The sequence below is a fragment of the Pseudomonas sp. GW822-FHT03F08 genome (assembly GCF_058801265.1).
This window is the reverse complement of record NZ_JBXANC010000004.1, coordinates 393,531-412,866: the sequence shown is the minus strand read 5'-3', so window position 1 is coordinate 412,866 and position 19,336 is coordinate 393,531. Positions and strand designations below refer to the sequence as shown.

General features: G+C 60.1%; 14 protein-coding genes. 7 read left to right on the top strand and 7 right to left on the bottom strand.

The genetic code is table 11. The annotated features are described in order from the left end of the window. Positions 1-34 precede the first annotated feature (34 nt). From AC1RME_RS12300 to glnA, 4 genes are all read right to left on the bottom strand, one after another. On the bottom strand, positions 35-658 hold the full coding sequence (locus tag AC1RME_RS12300; RefSeq protein ID WP_493065865.1) for a DUF4124 domain-containing protein: 624 nt from the start codon (positions 656-658) through the stop codon (positions 35-37). Next, positions 655-1,164 carry a DUF4124 domain-containing protein gene (locus AC1RME_RS12295; protein ID WP_493091294.1) on the bottom strand — a complete coding sequence of 170 codons (510 nt, stop codon included), beginning with the start codon at positions 1,162-1,164 and terminating at the stop codon, positions 655-657. Before AC1RME_RS12295 ends, AC1RME_RS12300 begins: the two co-directional genes overlap by 4 nt. Before the next feature lie 93 nt (positions 1,165-1,257). After that, positions 1,258-3,354, bottom strand: coding sequence for a toxin-antitoxin system YwqK family antitoxin (locus tag AC1RME_RS12290; RefSeq protein ID WP_493091292.1), 2,097 nt, complete (start codon positions 3,352-3,354; stop codon positions 1,258-1,260). 75 nt (positions 3,355-3,429) lie between these two features. Further along, positions 3,430-4,836 (bottom strand): glutamate--ammonia ligase, encoded by a 1,407-nt coding sequence (gene glnA / locus AC1RME_RS12285; protein WP_085712782.1) that lies wholly within the window; start codon positions 4,834-4,836, stop codon positions 3,430-3,432. Between the two features lie 328 nt (positions 4,837-5,164). Between glnA and thiI the strand changes: the two genes are divergently transcribed. Continuing rightward, a complete protein-coding gene (thiI, locus tag AC1RME_RS12280; protein ID WP_096821970.1) occupies positions 5,165-6,619 on the top strand; it encodes a tRNA uracil 4-sulfurtransferase ThiI in 1,455 nt (484 codons plus the stop codon). A gap of 139 nt (positions 6,620-6,758) precedes the next feature. Beyond that, the gene (typA, locus tag AC1RME_RS12275) at positions 6,759-8,579 is read left to right on the top strand and encodes a translational GTPase TypA (RefSeq protein WP_096821971.1); all 1,821 of its coding nucleotides are present in this window, start codon (positions 6,759-6,761) and stop codon (positions 8,577-8,579) included. 114 nt (positions 8,580-8,693) lie between these two features. Here typA and AC1RME_RS12270 read toward each other — a convergent pair whose 3' ends face one another. Continuing rightward, positions 8,694-9,131: a YkgJ family cysteine cluster protein gene (locus AC1RME_RS12270; protein WP_025110918.1), complete on the bottom strand. Its 438-nt coding sequence runs from the start codon at positions 9,129-9,131 to the stop codon at positions 8,694-8,696. A gap of 258 nt (positions 9,132-9,389) precedes the next feature. Between AC1RME_RS12270 and AC1RME_RS12265 the strand changes: the two genes are divergently transcribed. The 5 genes from AC1RME_RS12265 to AC1RME_RS12245 all read left to right on the top strand — a co-directional run bounded on the left by AC1RME_RS12265 (position 9,390) and on the right by AC1RME_RS12245 (position 18,710). Beyond that, on the top strand, positions 9,390-11,840 hold the full coding sequence (locus tag AC1RME_RS12265; protein ID WP_493091291.1) for a glycogen/starch/alpha-glucan phosphorylase: 2,451 nt from the start codon (positions 9,390-9,392) through the stop codon (positions 11,838-11,840). Between the two features lie 103 nt (positions 11,841-11,943). Continuing rightward, positions 11,944-15,537: a DUF2339 domain-containing protein gene (locus AC1RME_RS12260; protein WP_493091290.1), complete on the top strand. Its 3,594-nt coding sequence runs from the start codon at positions 11,944-11,946 to the stop codon at positions 15,535-15,537. Next, positions 15,534-16,898 (top strand): DUF3999 domain-containing protein, encoded by a 1,365-nt coding sequence (locus tag AC1RME_RS12255; RefSeq protein ID WP_493091288.1) that lies wholly within the window; start codon positions 15,534-15,536, stop codon positions 16,896-16,898. The genes AC1RME_RS12260 and AC1RME_RS12255 overlap by 4 nt, the downstream gene beginning before the upstream one ends. A gap of 195 nt (positions 16,899-17,093) precedes the next feature. After that, a complete protein-coding gene (locus AC1RME_RS12250) occupies positions 17,094-18,104 on the top strand; it encodes a class 1 fructose-bisphosphatase (RefSeq protein WP_096821975.1) in 1,011 nt (336 codons plus the stop codon). A 3-nt stretch (positions 18,105-18,107) separates the two neighbouring features. Beyond that, a complete protein-coding gene (locus AC1RME_RS12245; protein ID WP_096821976.1) occupies positions 18,108-18,710 on the top strand; it encodes a DUF924 family protein in 603 nt (200 codons plus the stop codon). A 13-nt stretch (positions 18,711-18,723) separates the two neighbouring features. Here AC1RME_RS12245 and AC1RME_RS12240 read toward each other — a convergent pair whose 3' ends face one another. Together AC1RME_RS12240 and AC1RME_RS12235 are read right to left on the bottom strand one after the other, a co-directional pair. Continuing rightward, complete coding sequence (locus AC1RME_RS12240) at positions 18,724-19,056, bottom strand: type II toxin-antitoxin system RelE/ParE family toxin (protein WP_085698076.1); 333 nt, start codon at positions 19,054-19,056, stop codon at positions 18,724-18,726. Further along, complete coding sequence (locus AC1RME_RS12235; protein ID WP_039764708.1) at positions 19,053-19,325, bottom strand: type II toxin-antitoxin system Phd/YefM family antitoxin; 273 nt, start codon at positions 19,323-19,325, stop codon at positions 19,053-19,055. Before AC1RME_RS12235 ends, AC1RME_RS12240 begins: the two co-directional genes overlap by 4 nt. Positions 19,326-19,336 lie beyond the last annotated feature (11 nt).

Sequence of the window (19,336 nt, the reverse complement as noted above, 5' to 3'; positions counted from 1 at the left end):
GTTGCACCAATATAGTGCGCAAAGCTGAACGGCGTTAGAAGAAACGCAGGAAGGGATTTTTCGGTTCGGCGGGTTTGTCTTTCAGCGGGCATTCCGGGCGAACGCCGTAGTCTTCGGTGGTGCAGGGTTTGACCTGGCGTTTCTGCGCCAGCGAGATGCGCTGCATATGGAATGGCTGATTGGCGGTGCGCTCGACGATGCGATCCTGCGCGTCGAGAATCTCCACCGACAGGTTATGGCTGCCGCGATCGATATTGCTCAGCGGGAACACCGGGCTAAGGCCGGGCTCGCCGGTGGCCTGGCCGTCCAGCAGCAGGCGATAGCGATGACCTTTTTGCAGGCCCGGTTCACTGGTGATGCTGACGATCAATTCGCCGGCGCTGCTGCGAATGGTCGCGTCCGGTTCGGGAACCAGCACCCGCAGCATGTCGTAGCGGAACAGCGGTTGCTCCGGTGATTTTTTAGCTTTGGTAATGGGCGCCGCCCCGGTCGGGTTGGAGGCCATGCGATTGCTGGTGGCCAGCGGCACACGCTTGGCATTGCCGCGCGGTTGATCGGTGTAGACCCGATTGCCTTGCGAATCGACATACGTGAAGACCTCGGCGGATGCGCCAAGCGCGAACAGAACCAGACACACGGCAATCAATCCGCGAGTCATGGCTTGTGCACCCGCTGCACAGTGAAGACCACTGCCGGACTCTGCTGAATGATCGCCTCGCCATTGATCACCTGAACCGCCAGCCGATGCTCGCCCCGGTCAATGTTCACCAGCTGCAGGATCGGCACGTTGCTCGGCTGGCCATAAGGCGCGTCGTCCAGCAGCAGGCGCAATTGATGTGGCGGTTGCAGGCGCGGCTTGATCAGCACGCTGACGGTGAACGTGCCGTTGTTGGCGCGCAGGGCCTCTTCGGTGGGCAGGCCGGTCAGTTCCAGCACGTCATAGGCATTGCGCGCAGACGCCCGGCTGGTCGTGTCCGACGACGGCGCGCTCGGTGCCTGAGGCTGGACGCTGTTGAGCGGCGGCAACTCCACCGGCTGCGCCTTCACGCCGTCCGGCGCATGATCGCTGTACACCGTGTTGCCGCTGGCGTCGGTGTATTTGTAGATCTGCGCCGTCACTGGAAATGCGAAAGTCAGCATCAAAAACAACAAAAATGGCCGCATCAAGCCCCCCCCGGTGAGCAGCAAGGATGGCTCCGACAATGGAATTCCCTGGCTGCCAGCATAGAACACTCTCCGGTTTACGCAGCCTCAATATCAGTGGAGGAATTTCTGCATGCGTCGTTCCATTTCCGGTGTCAATGGAGCACAGCGTTGCGGGATTTCCTTGCCCGACTCGTCGTAATCGATCACGCAGCCGAGATAGCCACGGTCAAAATAGTAGCGATTGCGGACAACACCGCTCGGGTAATAACACAGCTGTTCACCATACAGTTTTGCACCGTCGTAATTTTTGACGGGCTGCTGGTTGATGGTCATCAGCGTGAAGCCTTTTTTCGACTGTTTGCAGGAAAGAGTGCCATCAGGGCCATAGCCATTGACGGTCACCTGATCGTCCTCGCCGATAATCGTTTCCTTGGTTTTTTTCCCCGTCTGGACGTTGTATTCCACATTGGTTTGTTCCCGGCCATAGAGATAGTCGCTTTCGGTTCTCAGTTTTCCATTCTCGAAAACACGGTATTTTCCGCAGCGGTCTACCTTTGGGCCGTTTTCATCGAAGCTGCACCAGCGGGTTTCTATCAGCAGGGGGCTTTTGGGGTTTTGGTCAATCCAGAGGCCAATAAACTTGCCGTTTTCGTAGACGCCGTCGCTGGCGAGCCTGCCATCATCGAAGAAATCGCGATAAGGCCCATCGACCACACCGGCGCGCCAGTTGAAGTCCTTGAGCAAACGTTCCCCATTGGCACTGAAATGCTGGGCGTGCCCGTCGAGTTTTCCGTCGGTGTAGTTTTCCACGAAGGTAAGCTTGCCGTTTGGCGCGTAGCCTTCACGACTGCCTGACAGGACGCCTGCCTTGTAATGCTCGATGAATATCAGTACGCCATTGGCGTCGGTGTCGCGCAATTCCCCGTCCTTTTTGCCGGCGACGAAGTTCACCGCTTGGCGATGACCGTCGCCGGCCTTGAGTGTCCACGGACCGCTTTGCAGGCCATCGGTGTAGTTGCCGCTGCCTGAATCGGTCACCCATGGGCCCTGGCGTTTATCGTCGAGATAGTTGCCATGTTCGGTGGTGCTGCCGACGGTCAGTTCGCTGGGGCCGTTGAGTTGGCCGTGGGCATAGGTCTGGAACCCGGTAGCGATCCACCCCATTTCAGCTTCGTTGGAAAACACCCAGCGACCTTCGCGCAAGTCATTGCGGTATTCGCCGCTCTTGCCTTGCGCATCGTCATCTTCGGTCCATTGCCCCTCGCGTTTGCCGTTGACGTATTCACCGGACTCCGACTGTTTTTCGTCGTTGGAAAGCATCCACGTACCGCTACGCAAGCCGTGCTGGTAAGCACCCTGGGCCGAGACATTGCCGAAGTAGTAGGACGCCGATTGACCGTCTTCACTGCCCGTGAACTGCGCCGGCGCGGTCTCCCAGGCGATGCGTCTGACCTGGTAGTTGTAGAGCGTGTGTTGGCCTTCACCGACGGTAGTATCGGCGGCGCGCCAGAAGGTGACGGTCAGGAAGCGCCCGTCCTTTTCCTGATAGGTCTTTTTAAAGAAGTACGGTTCGTCATCCGGCGTCGGGTTGTGCAGAGGGTCGTGGTATTGGCCGTAATAGCTCACCAGTGTTCCCTGAGTCAGGTCGAGTTGGTCGAACTCGTCGATGCCGGAGGTCTGGTAGCGGATGCCGTAGTTGATGGGCGTGAGCTGGGCCAGGGCTTTCTTGATGGTGAGGGCGTCGAGGCGTTTCTGGCCTTCGGTAATACGGTCAAGGGCTTTTTGCAGCCCCTGGAGGCGACTGTAGCGTTCTTGGCTGGGGTCGTATTTGTAGGCATAAACCCGGTACTTCGCCTGCTGTTTGAAGAGAACGAGGCGGATAGGACCTTCGCTGTCGAGTTGGGTGAGGAACACCGACTCGATGTTCGCCTGACCAAAGTCATCCAGCAACTGAGGGCTTCCCTCGGACGTGTTGCAAAGGCAGTAGTAGCCTTTGACGCCACCTGGCTCTTTTATGAACGCCAGGGTCGCCGAGCTTTCCTGTAACCCTTCGATCAGCGGGTGAGCCAGCGGCTTGTCTTCATAGAACTCGGCAGCGCCGGCTGTCGAGCAGGCGAGGCCCGCCATCAGGGCGATAGCCCGTAACCACTTCATGCGAATCCCTTCGTCAAGGCGCCGGTCATGGCGCGAAAGCGGCGGATTATCCATGGATGAGCGGGCACAAAAAAGGCCTCCCGAAGGAGGCCTCTCTTTTGTCACGCCGCGTAGTGCAGCGCTACCGGATCAGCAGCTGTAGTACAGCTCATATTCCAGTGGGTGTACGAAGGTGCGAACCTTGATTTCTTCTTCGGATTTCAGCGCGATGTAGGCGTCGATGAAGTCGTCGGAGAACACGCCGCCCTTGGTCAGGAACGCGCGGCCCTTGTCCAGCTCTTCCAGGGCTTCTTTCAGGCTGCCGCAAACTTGCGGGATCTCTTTCGCCTCTTCAGGCGGCAGGTCGTACAGGTTTTTGTCAGCCGCATCGCCTGGGTGGATCTTGTTCTGGATACCGTCCAGACCGGCCATCAGCAGTGCTGCGAAAGCCAGGTACGGGTTGGCAGCCGGATCCGGGAAACGTGCTTCGATACGACGGCCACGTGGGCTGTTGACGTAAGGAATACGGATCGAGGCGGAACGGTTGCGAGCCGAGTAGGCCAGCATCACCGGAGCTTCGAAACCTGGCACCAGACGCTTGTAGGAGTTGGTGGCCGGGTTGGTGAAGCCGTTCAGGGCCTTACCGTGCTTGATGATACCGCCGATGAAGTACAGGGCGGTTTCGGACAGGCCGGCATAGCCTTCGCCAGCGAAGGTGTTCTTGCCATCTTTGGCGATGGACATGTGAACGTGCATACCCGAACCGTTATCGCCGTACAGAGGCTTCGGCATGAAGGTCGCGGTGCGGCCATAGGCATCGGCCACGTTGTGTACAACGTATTTCAGAGTCTGAACTTCGTCAGCTTTCTTCACCAGGGTGTTGAACTTGACACCAATTTCGTTTTGACCGGCAGTTGCCACTTCGTGGTGGTGAACTTCAACGGTCTGACCCATCTCTTCCAGTGCGTTGCACATGGCGGTACGGATTTCGTGGTCGTGGTCGAACGGCGGAACCGGGAAGTAGCCGCCTTTCACGCCTGGACGGTGGCCTTTGTTGCCGCCTTCCACGTCCTGGTCGGACATCCACGAGCCTTGCTCGGAGTAGATCTTGAACATCGAGCCGGAGATGTCGGACTTGAACTTCACTTCGTCGAAGATGAAGAACTCAGGCTCTGGACCGGCGAAAACGGTGTCACCGATACCGGTGGTCTTCAGATATTCCTCGGCACGGTGGGCGATGGCGCGCGGGTCGCGATCGTAGCCTTGCATGGTCGACGGTTCGATGATGTCGCAGACCAGGATCAGGGTCGGCTCTTCGGTGAACGGGTCGAGAACGGCGGTTTCGTCGTCCGGCAGCAGGATCATGTCGGAGGCTTCGATGCCTTTCCAGCCAGCGATGGAGGAACCGTCGAACATCTTGCCAACTTCGAAGAAGTCGTCTTCCAGCGCATCGCGAGCCGGCATGGTCACGTGGTGCTGAGTGCCTTTGGTGTCCGTGAAGCGCAGATCAATCCACTTGACGTCATGATCTTTGATGAGTTGAACCGACTTCGACATAGTGTCCTCCGGGTGGCTTAGGGCTGGTAGTGGATGCCCTTAAATGTTGGTGATGCCGGCGCGAATACTCTGCCAAGGCAACCTGCCTCACAAGGGAGCAAATTGCATGCCAGTGCCCCAGCATGGGTTTTTTGCCCCAAATTCACGCTTATAAAGGTGCGAAGTGCATAAAGGGTGAAAATCTCGCCCTTTAATGTAGCGCTTTAAGTCGAAAATGACCCGTTTTGGTGCATGCAAAACCTTCTGCACATTAACTGGTTAAACCTTGAGCAATTTCCGCTATAATCCGCGCCCCCCTTTTTCGGCTGGCCCTGCGCGCGCTGTTTTCATGAAACTAATCGTAAAAGTCTTCCCCGAGATCACCATCAAAAGCCGACCTGTCCGGACGAAATTCATCCGCCAGCTGGCCAAGAACATCCGCACCGTGCTCCGCGACCTGGACCCGGCCGTGGTGGTGAACGGTGTGTGGGACAATCTCGAGCTGGAAACCCGCGTTACCGACCCCAAGGCCCTGAAAGAGATGGGCGAGCGCCTGACCTGCATGCCGGGTATCGCGCACTTTCTGCAGATCGACGAGTACCCGCTGGGCGACTTCGACGACATCACCGAGAAGTGCAAAGAGCACTACGGCGATGCACTGGCCGGGAAGATTTTCTCGGTGCGCTGCAAACGTGCGGGCAAGCATGCGTTCAGCTCGATGGACGTCGAAAAATACGTCGGCAGCAAGCTGCGCCGTGAGTGCGGTGCTGCCGGAATCGACTTGAAACAGCCGGAAATCGAAGTCCGCATCGAAGTTCGCGACAAACGGTTGTTCGTGATCCACAGCCAGCACAATGGCATCGGCGGCTACCCGCTCGGTGCGCTGGAGCAGACGCTGGTATTGATGTCCGGCGGCTTTGACTCGACGGTTGCCGCCTACCAGATCATGCGTCGCGGCCTGATGGCGCACTTCTGCTTCTTCAATCTGGGCGGTCGTGCCCACGAATTGGGCGTGATGGAAGTCGCGCATTTCATCTGGAAGAAGTACGGCAGCTCGCAACGCGTGCTATTTGTCAGTGTTCCGTTCGAAGAAGTGTTGGGCGAAATTCTCGGCAAAGTCGATAACAGTCATATGGGCGTCGTATTGAAGCGTATGATGTTGCGCGCGTCCTCGGCCATCGCCGAGCGTCTGCACATTGATGCGCTGGTCACCGGCGAGGCGATCTCCCAGGTGTCGAGCCAGACGCTGCCGAACCTGTCGGTGATCGATTGCGTGACCGACAAACTGGTCCTGCGTCCGCTGATCGTCGCCCACAAGCAGGACATCATCGACACGGCCAACGAGATCGGCACCGCCGATTTCGCCCGGCACATGCCGGAGTACTGCGGGGTCATTTCGGTCAATCCGAAGACCGCCGCCAAGCGTGGTCGCGTTGAGCACGAAGAGCAGGAATTCGACATGGCGGTGCTTGAGCGTGCGCTCGCAAACGCCAGACTGGTGCCGATCGATCGGGTGATCGACGAATTGGGCCAGGATTTGCAAATCGAAGAAGTCAGCGAAGCACTGGCCGGCCAGATCGTCATCGACATCCGTCACCCGGATGCCGCCGAGGATGAGCCGCTGGAGCTCGAGGGCATAGAAGTACAGACGATGCCGTTCTACGCAGTGAACGCTCGTTTCAAGGAGCTGGATCCGACTCGCCAGTACCTGCTGTATTGCGACAAAGGCGTGATGAGTCGCCTGCATGCTCACCATTTGCTCAGTGAGGGGCATGCCAATGTGCGCGTTTATCGACCGAGCTAAGTGCCCGGGGCTGTTTGCCTGTGGCCTGCGTCACCGGCCCCCCGACACCGCCGTCAAGCTGTAACGGCCATGCCGGACACTACTGCTAATCGCTGCCAAGACTTGTCAGCAAACCGAATCCTCTGATCGAGATACACAAGTGATCGAAAATCTACGCAACATCGCCATCATTGCCCACGTTGACCATGGTAAAACCACCCTGGTAGACAAACTCCTGCGTCAATCCGGCACTCTGGAGCGCAACGAGCTCAACGACGAGCGCGTGATGGACTCCAACGACCAGGAAAAAGAGCGCGGCATTACCATTCTGGCGAAAAACACCGCCATCAACTGGAACGGCTACCACATCAACATCGTGGACACCCCGGGCCACGCCGACTTCGGCGGCGAAGTTGAGCGCGTAATGTCCATGGTTGACTCCGTGCTGCTGCTGGTCGACGCTCAAGACGGCCCTATGCCGCAAACCCGTTTCGTGACCAAGAAGGCTTTCGAAGCCGGCCTGCGTCCAATCGTGGTTATCAACAAGGTTGACCGTCCGGGCGCGCGTCCTGATTGGGTTCTGGACCAGATCTTCGATCTGTTCGACAACCTGGGCGCAACCGAAGAACAACTGGACTTCCAGGTTGTTTACGCTTCGGCCCTGAACGGCATCGCCGGTCTGGACCACACCGCCATGGCGGAAGACATGACCCCGCTGTACCAAGCGGTTGTCGACCACGTTCCAGCGCCTGCTGTTGACCGTGACGGCCCGTTCCAGATGCAGATCTCCGCTCTGGACTACAACAGCTTCCTGGGTGTTATCGGTGTTGGCCGTATCGCTCGTGGTCGCGTCAAGCCGAACACTCCGGTTGTCGCTATCGACGCCAACGGCAAGCGCCGCAACGGCCGTATCCTGAAGCTGATGGGTCACCACGGTCTGCACCGCATCGACGTTGAAGAAGCAGCGGCCGGCGACATCGTCTGCATCAGCGGTTTCGACGAGCTGTTCATCTCCGACACCCTGTGTGACATCAACACCGTCGAGGCGATGAAGCCTCTGACCGTTGACGAGCCAACCGTTTCCATGACCTTCCAGGTAAACGACTCGCCTTTCTGCGGTAAAGAAGGCAAGTTCGTGACCTCCCGTAACATCAAGGATCGTCTGGACAAAGAGCTGCTGTACAACGTTGCACTGCGCGTTGAAGAAGGCGACTCGGCTGACAAGTTCAAGGTTTCCGGCCGTGGTGAGCTGCACCTCTCGGTACTGATCGAAACCATGCGTCGCGAAGGCTTCGAGCTGGCCCTGGGCCGTCCTGAAGTGATCATCCGTGAAGTTGACGGCGTGAAGCAGGAACCGTTCGAAAACGTAACCATCGACATCCCTGAAGAATCCCAGGGCAAGGTCATGGAAGAGATGGGTCTGCGTAAAGGCGACCTGAGCAACATGGTGCCGGATGGCAAGGGCCGTGTTCGTCTGGAATACAACATCCCTGCTCGCGGTCTGATCGGTTTCCGTAACCAGTTCCTGACCCTGACCAACGGTGCTGGCATCCTGACCTCGATCTTCGATCGTTACGCTCCAGTGAAGTCGGGCCACATGTCCGGCCGTCAGAACGGCGTTCTGGTTTCGGTTGAAACCGGCAAGGCGCTGACCTACTCCCTGGAAACCCTGCAGGCTCGTGGCAAGCTGTTCGTAGAACACGGCCAGGAGATCTACAACGGTCAGATCGTTGGTCAGAACTCCCGCGACAACGACCTGGGTGTAAACCCAACCAAAGGCAAGAAGCTCGACAACATGCGTGCTTCGGGTAAAGACGAAACCATCGCTCTGGTTCCACCTGTTCGCTTCACCCTGGAACAGGCTCTGGAATACATCCAGGAAGACGAGCTGTGCGAAGTTACTCCTAAGTCCATCCGTCTTCGCAAGAAGATCCTGGACGAAAGCGAGCGTACCCGCGCTGCCAAGAAAGCCAAGGCGTAATTTAGCCCAGGCTTAAAAAAACGCCCCCGGTCGAGAGACCGGGGGCGTTTTTGTTTGTCCGGGTTTTTTTGATGTCTCGTTCCCACGCAAGGCGTGGGAATGATCAAGGGCAGATCAGAACTTCTCGATCGCCCGGAAATTCTGCACCCGCTCCACTTCCTTCGGCTTGTACGCGCAATACCCCGGACGCGGGCCGATTTTCGGGTGGTTGCGGCAGGTGTCCGGGCGCTTGTCATAAATGGTGCACAGCCGGCTCTTACGATCCAGGTAGTAGCAATCGTTGTTGCTCATGCGTTGCAGGGTGAAGATCCCCGACTTCTGGTTGAAGCGTTCCACCAGGCCTTCCTTTTGCAGGCGCTTGGCGATGTTCTTCGGCGGGTCGCCCAGTTCGAATTCGTCGACCACACCGATGCGCACCAGATCCTTGATCTTGACCTCGACCGGCAGCGTGCAGCAGCTGGACATGCACGAACCGCACATCGGGGCCGAATATTTGGCCCAGGTATCGAGACGGTCGATCTCGGCTGCGGCGATCAGGTTGGGCTTCATCATCGGGGTTTACCAGGCATGTGCATCAGGGCGCGCGATCATACCGGGACTGGTGGATTTTTGAACAACCTTTCGCCAGATTTTTTATTCATGCCGCGACCAAGGTCGGCAATTCGGCACGGCCCCTGCATTCATTCAGGCATTCGCCAGGGTAGTGCCGGACGAACGCTCACTCTCAGGAAAAACTGCCGAACCAGAGCCAACACCGTCGGTCAGACCGTCTAGGCTCTGACAATTCCCCGCTCGCTCGAGGTCCTATCGATGACTCAAGAACCACTAGTTCGCGAAGCAGAGGTGGCCGCATTCCGCGACTCCGTCCTGACCAAACTCACCTACGCGGTGGGCAAAGACCCGGATCACGCCTTTGACCATGACTGGTTCGAAGCCATCGCCCTGGCGGCGCGCGATCACATGGTCGAGCACTGGATGGACCACACCCGGCAGATCTACCGCAAAGGTCAGAAGCGGGTGTATTACCTCTCGCTGGAATTCCTCATCGGTCGTTTGCTGTACGACAGCCTGAGCAACCTCGGCCTGCTCGACGTCGCCCGTGAAGCATTGACCGAACTGGGCGTGGATCTGGAGCGCATCCGCCTGCTGGAGCCTGACGCGGCACTGGGCAACGGTGGCCTCGGACGGCTGGCAGCGTGCTTCATGGAAAGCATGTCGACCCTCGGCATCGCCGGTCATGGTTACGGTATCCGATACGAACACGGGTTGTTCCGTCAGGCGATAGTCGATGGCTGGCAGCAGGAACAGACCGAGCACTGGCTGGATTTCGGCAACCCGTGGGAATTCGAACGGCCGGAGGTTGTGTATTCCATCGGGTTTGGCGGCAGTGTCGAGACCGTCACTGATGTCAGCGGCAAGAGCAAACAGGTCTGGCACCCGGCGGAAACTGTCCGGGCGATTGCCTACGACACCCCGGTGGTCGGCTGGCGCGGGGCGAGCGTCAACACCTTGCGCCTGTGGCGGGCCCGGGCCATGGAAGATTTGCACCTGGAGCGCTTCAACGCGGGTGACCACCTGGGCGCCGTCGCCGAAGTGGCCCGGGCCGAAAGCATCTCCCGCGTCCTTTATCCGGCGGACAGCACTGAGGCCGGCCAGGAATTGCGCCTGCGTCAGGAATACTTCTTCGTCGCCGCCTCGCTTCAGGATCTGCTGCGCCGTCATCGCAACATGCACACCTCGGTGCTGACCCTGGGCGATCACGCGGCGATCCAGCTCAACGACACTCACCCCTCGATCGCCGTCGCCGAACTGATGCGCCAACTGGTCGACGTCTACGACGTGGCCTGGGATGCGGCATGGCAAGTCACCGTCGATACGCTGTCGTACACCAACCACACGCTACTGCCCGAAGCGCTGGAAACCTGGCCGGTGGGGCTGATGGAGCGCATGTTGCCCCGGCACATGCAGATCATTTACCTGATCAATGCCCAGCACATCGATTCGCTGCGGGCCAAGGGCATCCACGATTTCGACGTGCTGCGCGCGGTGTCGCTGATCGAAGAAGACAATGGCCGCCGGGTGCGCATGGGCAACCTTGCGTTCCTCGGCTCGCACAGTGTCAATGGCGTATCCGGGCTGCACACGCAACTGATGCGCAAGACCGTGTTCGCCGAACTGCACAAGCTCTACCCGGAGCGGATCAACAACAAGACCAACGGCATCACCTTCCGCCGCTGGCTGTACCAGGCCAACCCGGAGCTGACATCGATGCTGGTCGATTCCCTCGGCCCGGACGTTCTGGATAACCCCGAACAGCGTCTGCTCGATCTTGAGCCTTTCGCCGAGAAACCCGCCTTCCGCAAAGCCTTCGCCGAGCAACGGCTGCACAGCAAAAAGGCCCTCGCTTATCTGATCCACGAGCGGCTGGGGATCGCCGTCAACCCGGCGGCGATGTTCGACGTGCAGGTCAAGCGGATCCACGAATACAAACGCCAGTTGCTCAACCTGATGCACACCGTCGCGCTGTATCAGGCGATCCGCGCCGAGCCGGAAATCGACTGGGTGCCGCGGGTGAAAATCTTCGCCGGCAAAGCGGCGGCGAGTTATCACCAGGCCAAGCTGATCATCAAGTTGACCAACGACATCGCCCGCGTGGTGAACAACGACCCGACCGTGCGGGGCCTGCTGAAAGTGGTGTTCCTGCCCAACTACAACGTCAGCCTGGCGGAAAGCATCATTCCGGCTGCGGACTTGTCGGAGCAGATCTCCACCGCCGGTTTCGAAGCCTCGGGCACCAGCAACATGAAGTTCGGCCTCAACGGCGCGCTGACCATCGGCACGCTCGACGGCGCCAACGTGGAAATGTGCGAGCGCATCGGCGCCGAACACATGTTCATCTTCGGCCTGAGTGCCCAGCAGGTCGAAGCGCGCAAGCAGAACCACGAGTTCAGCGCGGTGCCGGATATCGCCGCCTCCCATCGTTTGAACGATGTATTGCAGGCGATTCGCGGCGGTGTGTTCTCGCCGGATGACACGTCGCGCTACACCGGGCTGATCGATTCGCTGGTGGATTACGACCGCTTCCTGGTCTGCGCCGATTTTGACTCCTACTGGGAGGCGCAAATGCGCGTCGATGCGCTCTGGCACGATTCCAACAAGTGGTGGCGCTCGGCGGTGTTGAACACGTCGCGGATGGGCTGGTTCTCCTCCGACCGGACGATTCGCGAGTACGCCACGGATATCTGGAAGGCACTGGAGTAACTTTTAGCGACAAATGTGCGCCCGGCCCCCACGCTTGTTGGGCCGGGCCGATATACTGAGCCCTGGTTCGGCCCCGCTTCGGGGCTGCTCAGGGATATCGACCATGCAATGGATGTTCATGTTGATCGGGCTGCTGCTCGGTTGGCTGCTCGACGAATCGTTCAGTTCTGCGCTATTGGGCGCGTTGCTGGGCCTGGCAATCGGGCAGACTATCCGCATCATGCGGCTCGGCTCGCAGGTGGCGGAGCAACAGCAGCAACTTGAACAGGCGAAGGTGGCTTTGCAGGGTGTCGCGCAGCGTCTGTATCTGCTGGAGGGTTCGCCTTCTCACGCGGTGCCGGCGCCAGGCGTAGAGTCGGCCCCCGAGCCTTTGGTCGAGCCCGTCGATGTCGTCGAAGAAGCGCCGGCCCCCGACCTGGTCTGGGAGCTGCCGCCCGAACTCGAACCTCTCTCTGCCGTCGCCAGCGAAGCTAGTCAGCCGCTGCCGGCCGATGTCTGGCGTCTCGACGCCGTTACTGCCGACCTTCCCGAACCGCAGCAACCCGCGGAACCCCGTGGCCCGAACCTTATCGAGCGCGGCATCAGCGCTGCGCGCAACTGGCTGTTCGGTGGCAACACCGTGTTGCGGGTCGGCGTGGTGCTGTTGTTTTTCGGTCTGGCCTTCCTGCTGCGCTACGCCACCGAAGGCATGGTGGTGCCGATCGAAATGCGCTATGCCGGAGTCGCCGCAGCGGCGCTGGGGTTGCTGGCGCTGGGCTGGTGGCTGCGCCATCGCAACAGCAGCTACGCCTTGATGCTGCAAGGCACCGGGATTGCGGTGTTGTACCTGACGGTGTTCGCGGCGATGCGTCTGCACCCGTTGCTCGATCCGTCTGCTGCACTGGGGTTGCTGGTAGCGGTGACGGTGTTCTCGGCCATTCTGGCCATCACCCAGGACTCCCTCGCCCTGGCCTGCGTTGCGGCCTTGGGCGGTTTTGCCGCGCCGATCCTGACCTCCACCGGCGCCGGCAATCATGTCGCGTTGTTCAGTTATTTCGCGCTGCTCAACGCCGGCATCCTGGCCATCGCCTGGTTCAAGGCCTGGCGCCTGCTCAACCTGATCGGTTTCGCCGGCACCTTCGGCATCGGTTTCGCCTGGGGTGTGCGTTCGTATGCGCCGGAACTGCTGTGGAGCACCGAGCCGTTCCTGATTCTGTTCTTCATGATGTACCTGGCCATCGGTCTGCTGTTCGCCCGACGCAAGTTGCTGGACATGCCGGACGCCCCGGCGGAGAACGATCGCGAGGCGCTGCTGAATTGGTCGGCGCGCAAGGGTGACTACGTCGATGGCACGATGCTGTTCGGCCCGCCGCTGGTAGGTTTCGGTCTGCAATTCGCGCTGGTGCAGCATCTGGAGTTCGCCGCCGCGTTCAGTGCGTTGGCACTGGGCATGATTTACATGACGCTCGCTCGGGTGCTGATGGGCGGCCGGGCGTTGTTGCTGGGCGAGACTTGCCTGGCGCTGGGGGTGATTTTCGCCAGCCTGGCGATTCCACTGGGGCTGGATGCGCGCTGGACATCTGCTGCCTGGGCAGTGGAGGGCGCGGGGATTTTCTGGCTCGGCCTGCGTCAGCACCGGCCGTTTGCCCGGGCCTTCGCATTGCTGCTGCAACTCGGTTCGGCGCTGGCGTTTCTCAGCCAGTTGCGCGTTGGCGAAAGCAGCCTGCTCGACGGTGCACCGCTGGGCGCGCTGATGCTCGGCATCGCGCTGCTGTTCAGTTTCTATCAGTTGCGCAAAGCCCCGGCGGAATACACCTCGGCTTGGGAACGGCAGGGCTTGCCGGTATTGGCGAGTCTCGGTCTGACGTTCCTCTATCTGCTGGCACCGCTGTTTTTCTTCACCCACGGCACGGCGATCAGTTGGGCGCTGGCCGGTCTGGTGACCTTGTTCGTCGGCTTGCGCCTGCAATCGCGCACGTTCCTGTTCACCGCGTTTGCCGTGCAGTTGCTGGGTGGTGCGTTGTTCCTGTTGCGCCTGCAAGGGGCGGGCGAGGATTCGGCGGCCGTGTTCAGCGCCGGCTGGAGCGGTTTACTCAGCGCCTCGCTGATCGGTCTGGCGTTGATCGCCGGCATGCTGCTGGCGGCGCGTGACGAGATGGTGCGCAACGATGTTCGTCTGTTGCGCGGTTTGTCGGTGGTGCTGCTGGCGGGGTTGGTGCTGATCAATCTGGCGGTGTTGTTCGTCCTGCCGTGGCAAACCGCGAGCGCCGTGTGGGCGGCCAGTGGATTGCTGATTATCTGGCTCAGTCTGTACCTCAAGCAGCGCGTGAGTTTTGTCTTCGGTCTGCTGTTGCAACTGATCGGCGGCGCGGCGTTTTTGCTGGCCGGTCCCGAGCTGCTCGGGCCGCTGTCCAGCGAAGGTCTGCGACCGCTGGCCCATGGCGGGTTCTGGACGCCGCTGGTGCTGGGTCTGGCGGCGATGATCGGGGCGTGGCGCCTGCAACTGGGCAATCACGCTTCGGCGTTCGATGTGCTGAGTTTGCAGCGATTGTCCGAAGTGTTGCTGGTGTGGGGCGCCGGTTGGTGGGCGCTGGCGTGGGTCAGCGAAGTGCTGCGCTTTGCGCCGCTGAATCTGCAGGCAACGCTGTTGCTGCTGGTTGCCGCGTTGAGCATCGCATTGTGGGCGCTGTTGGCATTGCGTCTGAAATGGCCTTCGCTTGGTTTGCTCTGCACCTTGCTGATACCGGCAGCCGGGCTGGTGTTGCTCGCTGCGTGGCACTCGCGTTATCACCCGGCGGCCAACTTCGGCTGGCTGGCGTGGGCAGCAGTGTTTGCGGTGCATTTCTTCAGCCTGCGGCGTCTGGCGCCGATGTTGCCGGCGCGGGCCTTGAGCACGGCGCATGTGCTCGGCTGCTGGCTGCTGATCGGCGTGCTGGCGCTGGAGCTGCGCTACGGCCTGCTGCTGTTGTCCGAGCAATACAACGCCTGGCGCTGGCTGGGCTGGGCGATTCTGCCGAGCGTGTATCTGTTGCTGATGGCTGCGCCGCACAACTGGCCGTGGCCGGTGGCGGCGTTCCCTCGTGAGTACCGCTTGTACGCGGCGGCGCCGCTGGCGGTGTTGATGCTTGTCTGGTTCTGGCTGGCGAATGGAGTGAGTGACGGCAACGCCGAACCGCTGCCTTACGTGCCGCTGATCAACCCATTGGAGCTGGGCCTGTTGATCGCGTTGTTCAGCGTCTATGTCTGGTCACGCAGCGCGGTCACCGAGCTGTCGATCCGCAAGGATTACGCCGCTCACGCTTCGCAACTGATCGCCGGTGTTTCGCTGTTCGCGTTCTGCACCGCGATGGTGACCCGCGCCGCGCACCATTGGGCGGGGATTCCGTTCGAGCTGGACCTGTTGCTTGAGTCGATGCTGGTGCAGGCCGGGTTGTCCATCGTCTGGACGCTGATGGCGCTCGGGCTGATGATCGGCGGGCATCTGCGTCATCGCCGCGAAGTGTGGCTGATCGGTGCGGCGCTGATTGCGCTGGTGGTGGCCAAATTGATTTTTGTCGAACTGAGCAACCGTGGCGGGCTGGCCCGGATCGTCTCGTTTATCGGCGTCGGCGTGTTGCTGCTGGTGGTGGGCTACTTCGCGCCGCTGCCGCCCAAACGCGTCGAAGCTGCACCGGAGGCGGACAAACCGGCCCCGGAAACCGAAGGAGTGTCGTCTTGAGTCGCAAGCTTAATCTGGGGTGGCTGTTGCTGGGCGTGGCCATGACGGCCGGCGCCCAGGAAAAACCGGCGGACTTCGCCGCACAGGTGCCGTTGTCGGTCAGTGGCGCAGGCCCGTGGTATCGCCTCGAACTGCCGCTGAGCGTGCAGTTGCAGGCGCGTCAGACCGATCTCAGCGACCTGCGGGTGTTCAACGCCGCCGGAGAGCCCCAGGCGTATGCGCTGGCCCGGGAATCAGCGCAGACCCGCGACGACGGCCAGTTGAACACGGTGAAGTGGTTCCCGCTGTACAACTCGGCGGATGCCACCGAGCGCGCGCCGAGCGTGCGGGTGCAGTCCACGACTACCGGCACGCTGGTGGAAGTGCAGCCATCCAGCCAACTGGAAGCGGGGGAAGAGGTGCTGCGCGGCTGGCTGCTGGATGCCAGTGCGATCAAGGCACCGTTGCAGCAACTGATCCTCGACTGGACCAGCGAGCGCGACGGCTTCCAGCGTTTCAGCATCGAGGCCAGCGACGACTTGCAGCACTGGCAAGCCTGGGGCGAAGGCCAGGTCGCGCGCCTGACCTTTTCCGATGAGCGCATCGAGCAGCATGAAGTCGCGTTGCCGGGACAATCGGCGCGTTATCTGCGCCTGTTGTGGGATTCGCCGAATGCGGCCCCGACCCTGACGTCGGCGCAGTTGAAAAGCAGCGACCCGCAAAACCTGCCGCTGCCGCTCGTCTGGTCGCCAGCGCTGGCCGGCAGCAGCACCAAGGCCGGGGAGTACACCTGGCAGTTGCCGATGGGGCTGAATATCGAGCGGGTCCAGGTTGAGCTGAAGCAACCCAACAGCCTGGCGCCGGTGACGCTGTCGGGACGCCGCGAAACCAGTCTGCCGTGGCAGCCGTTGAGCAGCGGCTTGCTCTATCGCCTGACCCAGAATGGCCAGGACGTGGTGCAGAACGAATTGCAGCTTTACGGGCAGACCGTCCAGCAGTTGAAACTGACGGTCGACGAACGCGGCGGCGGTCTCGGCGAGCAGGCGCCGAGCGTCAAGTACGCGGTGCGCGCCACCCAGGTGATCTTCCTCGCACGCGGCGACGGGCCCTACAGCCTGGCGCTGGGCAATCCGACGGTGAGAACGGCGAACCTGCCGCTGACCACGCTGATCCCCGACTTCAAACCGGAGAAACTGGCCGCATTGGGAAAGGCTACGGTGCAGGGTGAAGCGGTAGCGACCCAGACGTCGACAGCCACCTCGACGGCCACAACCGACACCAACTGGAAGAAATTCGGCCTGTGGGCGGTGTTGCTGCTCAGTGTGCTGTTTCTGGCCGCGATGGCCTTCAGTCTGCTGCGCAAGCCGCCGGCCAAGTCCTGAATATGACGGGTGTGGCCTCTACACCCGTCGGGTTTCCAACTACGCTGAATCCGGTGCCTGAACTCTCTCGGTTCGATCACGTCTGATAGCAGGAATTGCACCCGACGCACGTTACCGGGCGTCATTGCTCGCTACGGTTTCAGACTCCCTGTAAACTGCGCGGGTTTTTAGCCCCCCATTCCACCGGAGCCGTCCATGTCCCGCGTTACCCTGAGTCGCTATTTGATTGAGCAGACCCGCAGCAACAACACTCCTGCCGATCTGCGCTTCCTGATCGAAGTGGTGGCGCGTGCCTGCAAGGAGATCAGCCACGCCGTGTCCAAAGGCGCCCTGGGCGGCGTTCTGGGCAGCATGGGCACTGAAAACGTGCAAGGTGAAGTGCAGAAGAAGCTCGACGTGCTGTCGAACGAAATTCTGCTCGAAGCCAACGAATGGGGCGGTCACCTGGCCGGCATGGCGTCCGAGGAAATGGACAACGCCTACCAGATCCCGGGCAAATACCCGAAAGGCGCCTACCTGCTGGTATTCGACCCACTGGACGGTTCGTCGAACATCGACATCAACGCACCAGTCGGCACCATCTTCTCGGTACTGCGTTGCCCGAACGAATACCTGAGCCAGAACGAGCCTCTGAATGAGAAGGCCTTCCTGCAGCCAGGCACCCAGCAAGTTGCCGCCGGTTATGCCATCTACGGCCCGCAAACCATGCTGGTGCTGACCCTGGGCCACGGCGTCAAAGGCTTCACCCTGGACCGCGAAATGGGCAGCTTCGTCCTGACCCACGAAGACATCACCATTCCTGAAAGCACCCAGGAATTCGCCATCAACATGTCCAACCAGCGTCACTGGGAAGCCCCGGTACAGCGCTACGTTTCGGAACTGCTGGCCGGTGAAGAAGGCCCGCTGAAAAAGAACTACAACATGCGCTGGGTCGCGGCGATGGTTGCCGACGTGCACCGCATCCTGACCCGTGGCGGTCTGTTCATGTACCCGCGCGACAGCCGCGAGCCGTCCAAACCGGGCAAACTGCGCCTGATGTACGAAGCCAACCCGATGTCGTTCCTGGTGGAACAGGCGGGCGGCGCTTCCACCGACGGTCACCAGCGCATCCTCGACATTCAGCCTGAAGGCCTGCACCAGCGCGTAGCGGTGTTCCTCGGCTCGAAAGAAGAAGTCGCTCGCGCCACGGCTTACCACAAGGAATAAACCATGATCGCGCCCTGGCAGCCGTTGCTCGATTGGTGGTTCGGTCATTCCGAATCGGCCACTGAAGTGACGGCGCAACAGGGCAAGTTGTGGTTCGGCAAGAAAGACAGCCAGGACCTCGAAGCGCGTGAGCGTTTCGGGGTCTTTGTCGATCAGGCCCTCGCTGGCGGATTGACCGAATGGACGCAACGTCCCGATGGTTGGCTGGCGGTGGTGCTGCTGCTCGATCAACTCCCGCGAATGATCTTTCGCGATACACCCAAGGCTTTCTCTGGTGATCTACGGGCACAGAAGCTGGTTGCCCAAGGCATCGCGGCGGATTTCGATCGGCAGTTGAAGCCGATCCAGCGACTCTTCATCTACCTCGTCTTCGAACACTGCGAAAACCTCGCGGTGCAGAATGAAGCGGTCTCGCGATTCATCGAACTGGTGGCTGAACAGCCGGAGGCGGAGCGCGGGGTGTTTGCCGACAACCTGGATTATGCCGAGCGGCATCAGCGGGTGATTGCGCGGTTTGGGCGGTTTCCGCATCGCAATGCGGTATTGGGGCGGGAGTCTACGGCTGAGGAGCTGGCGTTTCTTTCGCAGCCGGGGTCGAGTTTCTGAAGCTGCATCAGACTCAGGGATTGCCTTGAAGCAAACGCTTCATCAAGAGTGCAGGCAGGTTTTTTCTCGTATCGGCGATGATGTGGATATAGATGGTCTGCTCTCGAACTTCATAAATAATGCGATTCAAGCCAGAGATGACTTGTCGATATTGACCAAGGTTCAGCCTTTCTATTTCTTCGGGAATGGAACCTGAATAGGGTAAGGATGCGAGACTGCGAATAGCGACCTTCAAGCTGGCATAAGTGCTATGCCAGGTTTGAGGTGAGAACTGTTTGATGAGGTAGGTGCGAAGATCTTTGAGATCTGTTTCGGCGGACTGAAGAATAACGACCTTCAAACTCATTGGGGGTCGATCCTGTCCAGCTCTGCGAAAACGTCTTCAACGTCCCTGTACTTGCCTTCCTCAATTTCTCGATTACCCATGGCAAGCAGTTTGAGCAGAGCCATTGTTTCTTCCTGCTCTTCAAAACTTTTGACGTCCATGACTACAAGCTTCGCTTCGCCGTTCTGGGTAATCACCAGCGGCTCACGGCTTTCGCTAATCGTTTTGACGATTTCGGCGGTATGGCTTTTCAGGTAACTGATGGGTTTGATCTGGGATGAAAGCTTCACGGGCTGCGCCT

What these genes read in the sequence shown, in the direction of transcription:
- AC1RME_RS12300 (WP_493065865.1), bottom strand. Translation starts at nt 658, where the DNA reads ATGACTCGCGGATTGATTGCCGTGTGTCTGGTTCTGTTCGCGCTTGGC.
- AC1RME_RS12295 (WP_493091294.1), bottom strand. Translation starts at nt 1,164, where the DNA reads ATGCGGCCATTTTTGTTGTTTTTGATGCTGACTTTCGCATTTCCAGTG.
- AC1RME_RS12290 (WP_493091292.1), bottom strand. Translation starts at nt 3,354, where the DNA reads ATGGATAATCCGCCGCTTTCGCGCCATGACCGGCGCCTTGACGAAGGG.
- glnA (WP_085712782.1), bottom strand. Translation starts at nt 4,836, where the DNA reads ATGTCGAAGTCGGTTCAACTCATCAAAGATCATGACGTCAAGTGGATT.
- thiI (WP_096821970.1), top strand. Translation starts at nt 5,165, where the DNA reads ATGAAACTAATCGTAAAAGTCTTCCCCGAGATCACCATCAAAAGCCGA.
- AC1RME_RS12270 (WP_025110918.1), bottom strand. Translation starts at nt 9,131, where the DNA reads ATGATGAAGCCCAACCTGATCGCCGCAGCCGAGATCGACCGTCTCGAT.
- AC1RME_RS12265 (WP_493091291.1), top strand. Translation starts at nt 9,390, where the DNA reads ATGACTCAAGAACCACTAGTTCGCGAAGCAGAGGTGGCCGCATTCCGC.
- AC1RME_RS12260 (WP_493091290.1), top strand. Translation starts at nt 11,944, where the DNA reads ATGCAATGGATGTTCATGTTGATCGGGCTGCTGCTCGGTTGGCTGCTC.
- AC1RME_RS12250 (WP_096821975.1), top strand. Translation starts at nt 17,094, where the DNA reads ATGTCCCGCGTTACCCTGAGTCGCTATTTGATTGAGCAGACCCGCAGC.
- AC1RME_RS12245 (WP_096821976.1), top strand. Translation starts at nt 18,108, where the DNA reads ATGATCGCGCCCTGGCAGCCGTTGCTCGATTGGTGGTTCGGTCATTCC.
- AC1RME_RS12240 (WP_085698076.1), bottom strand. Translation starts at nt 19,056, where the DNA reads ATGAGTTTGAAGGTCGTTATTCTTCAGTCCGCCGAAACAGATCTCAAA.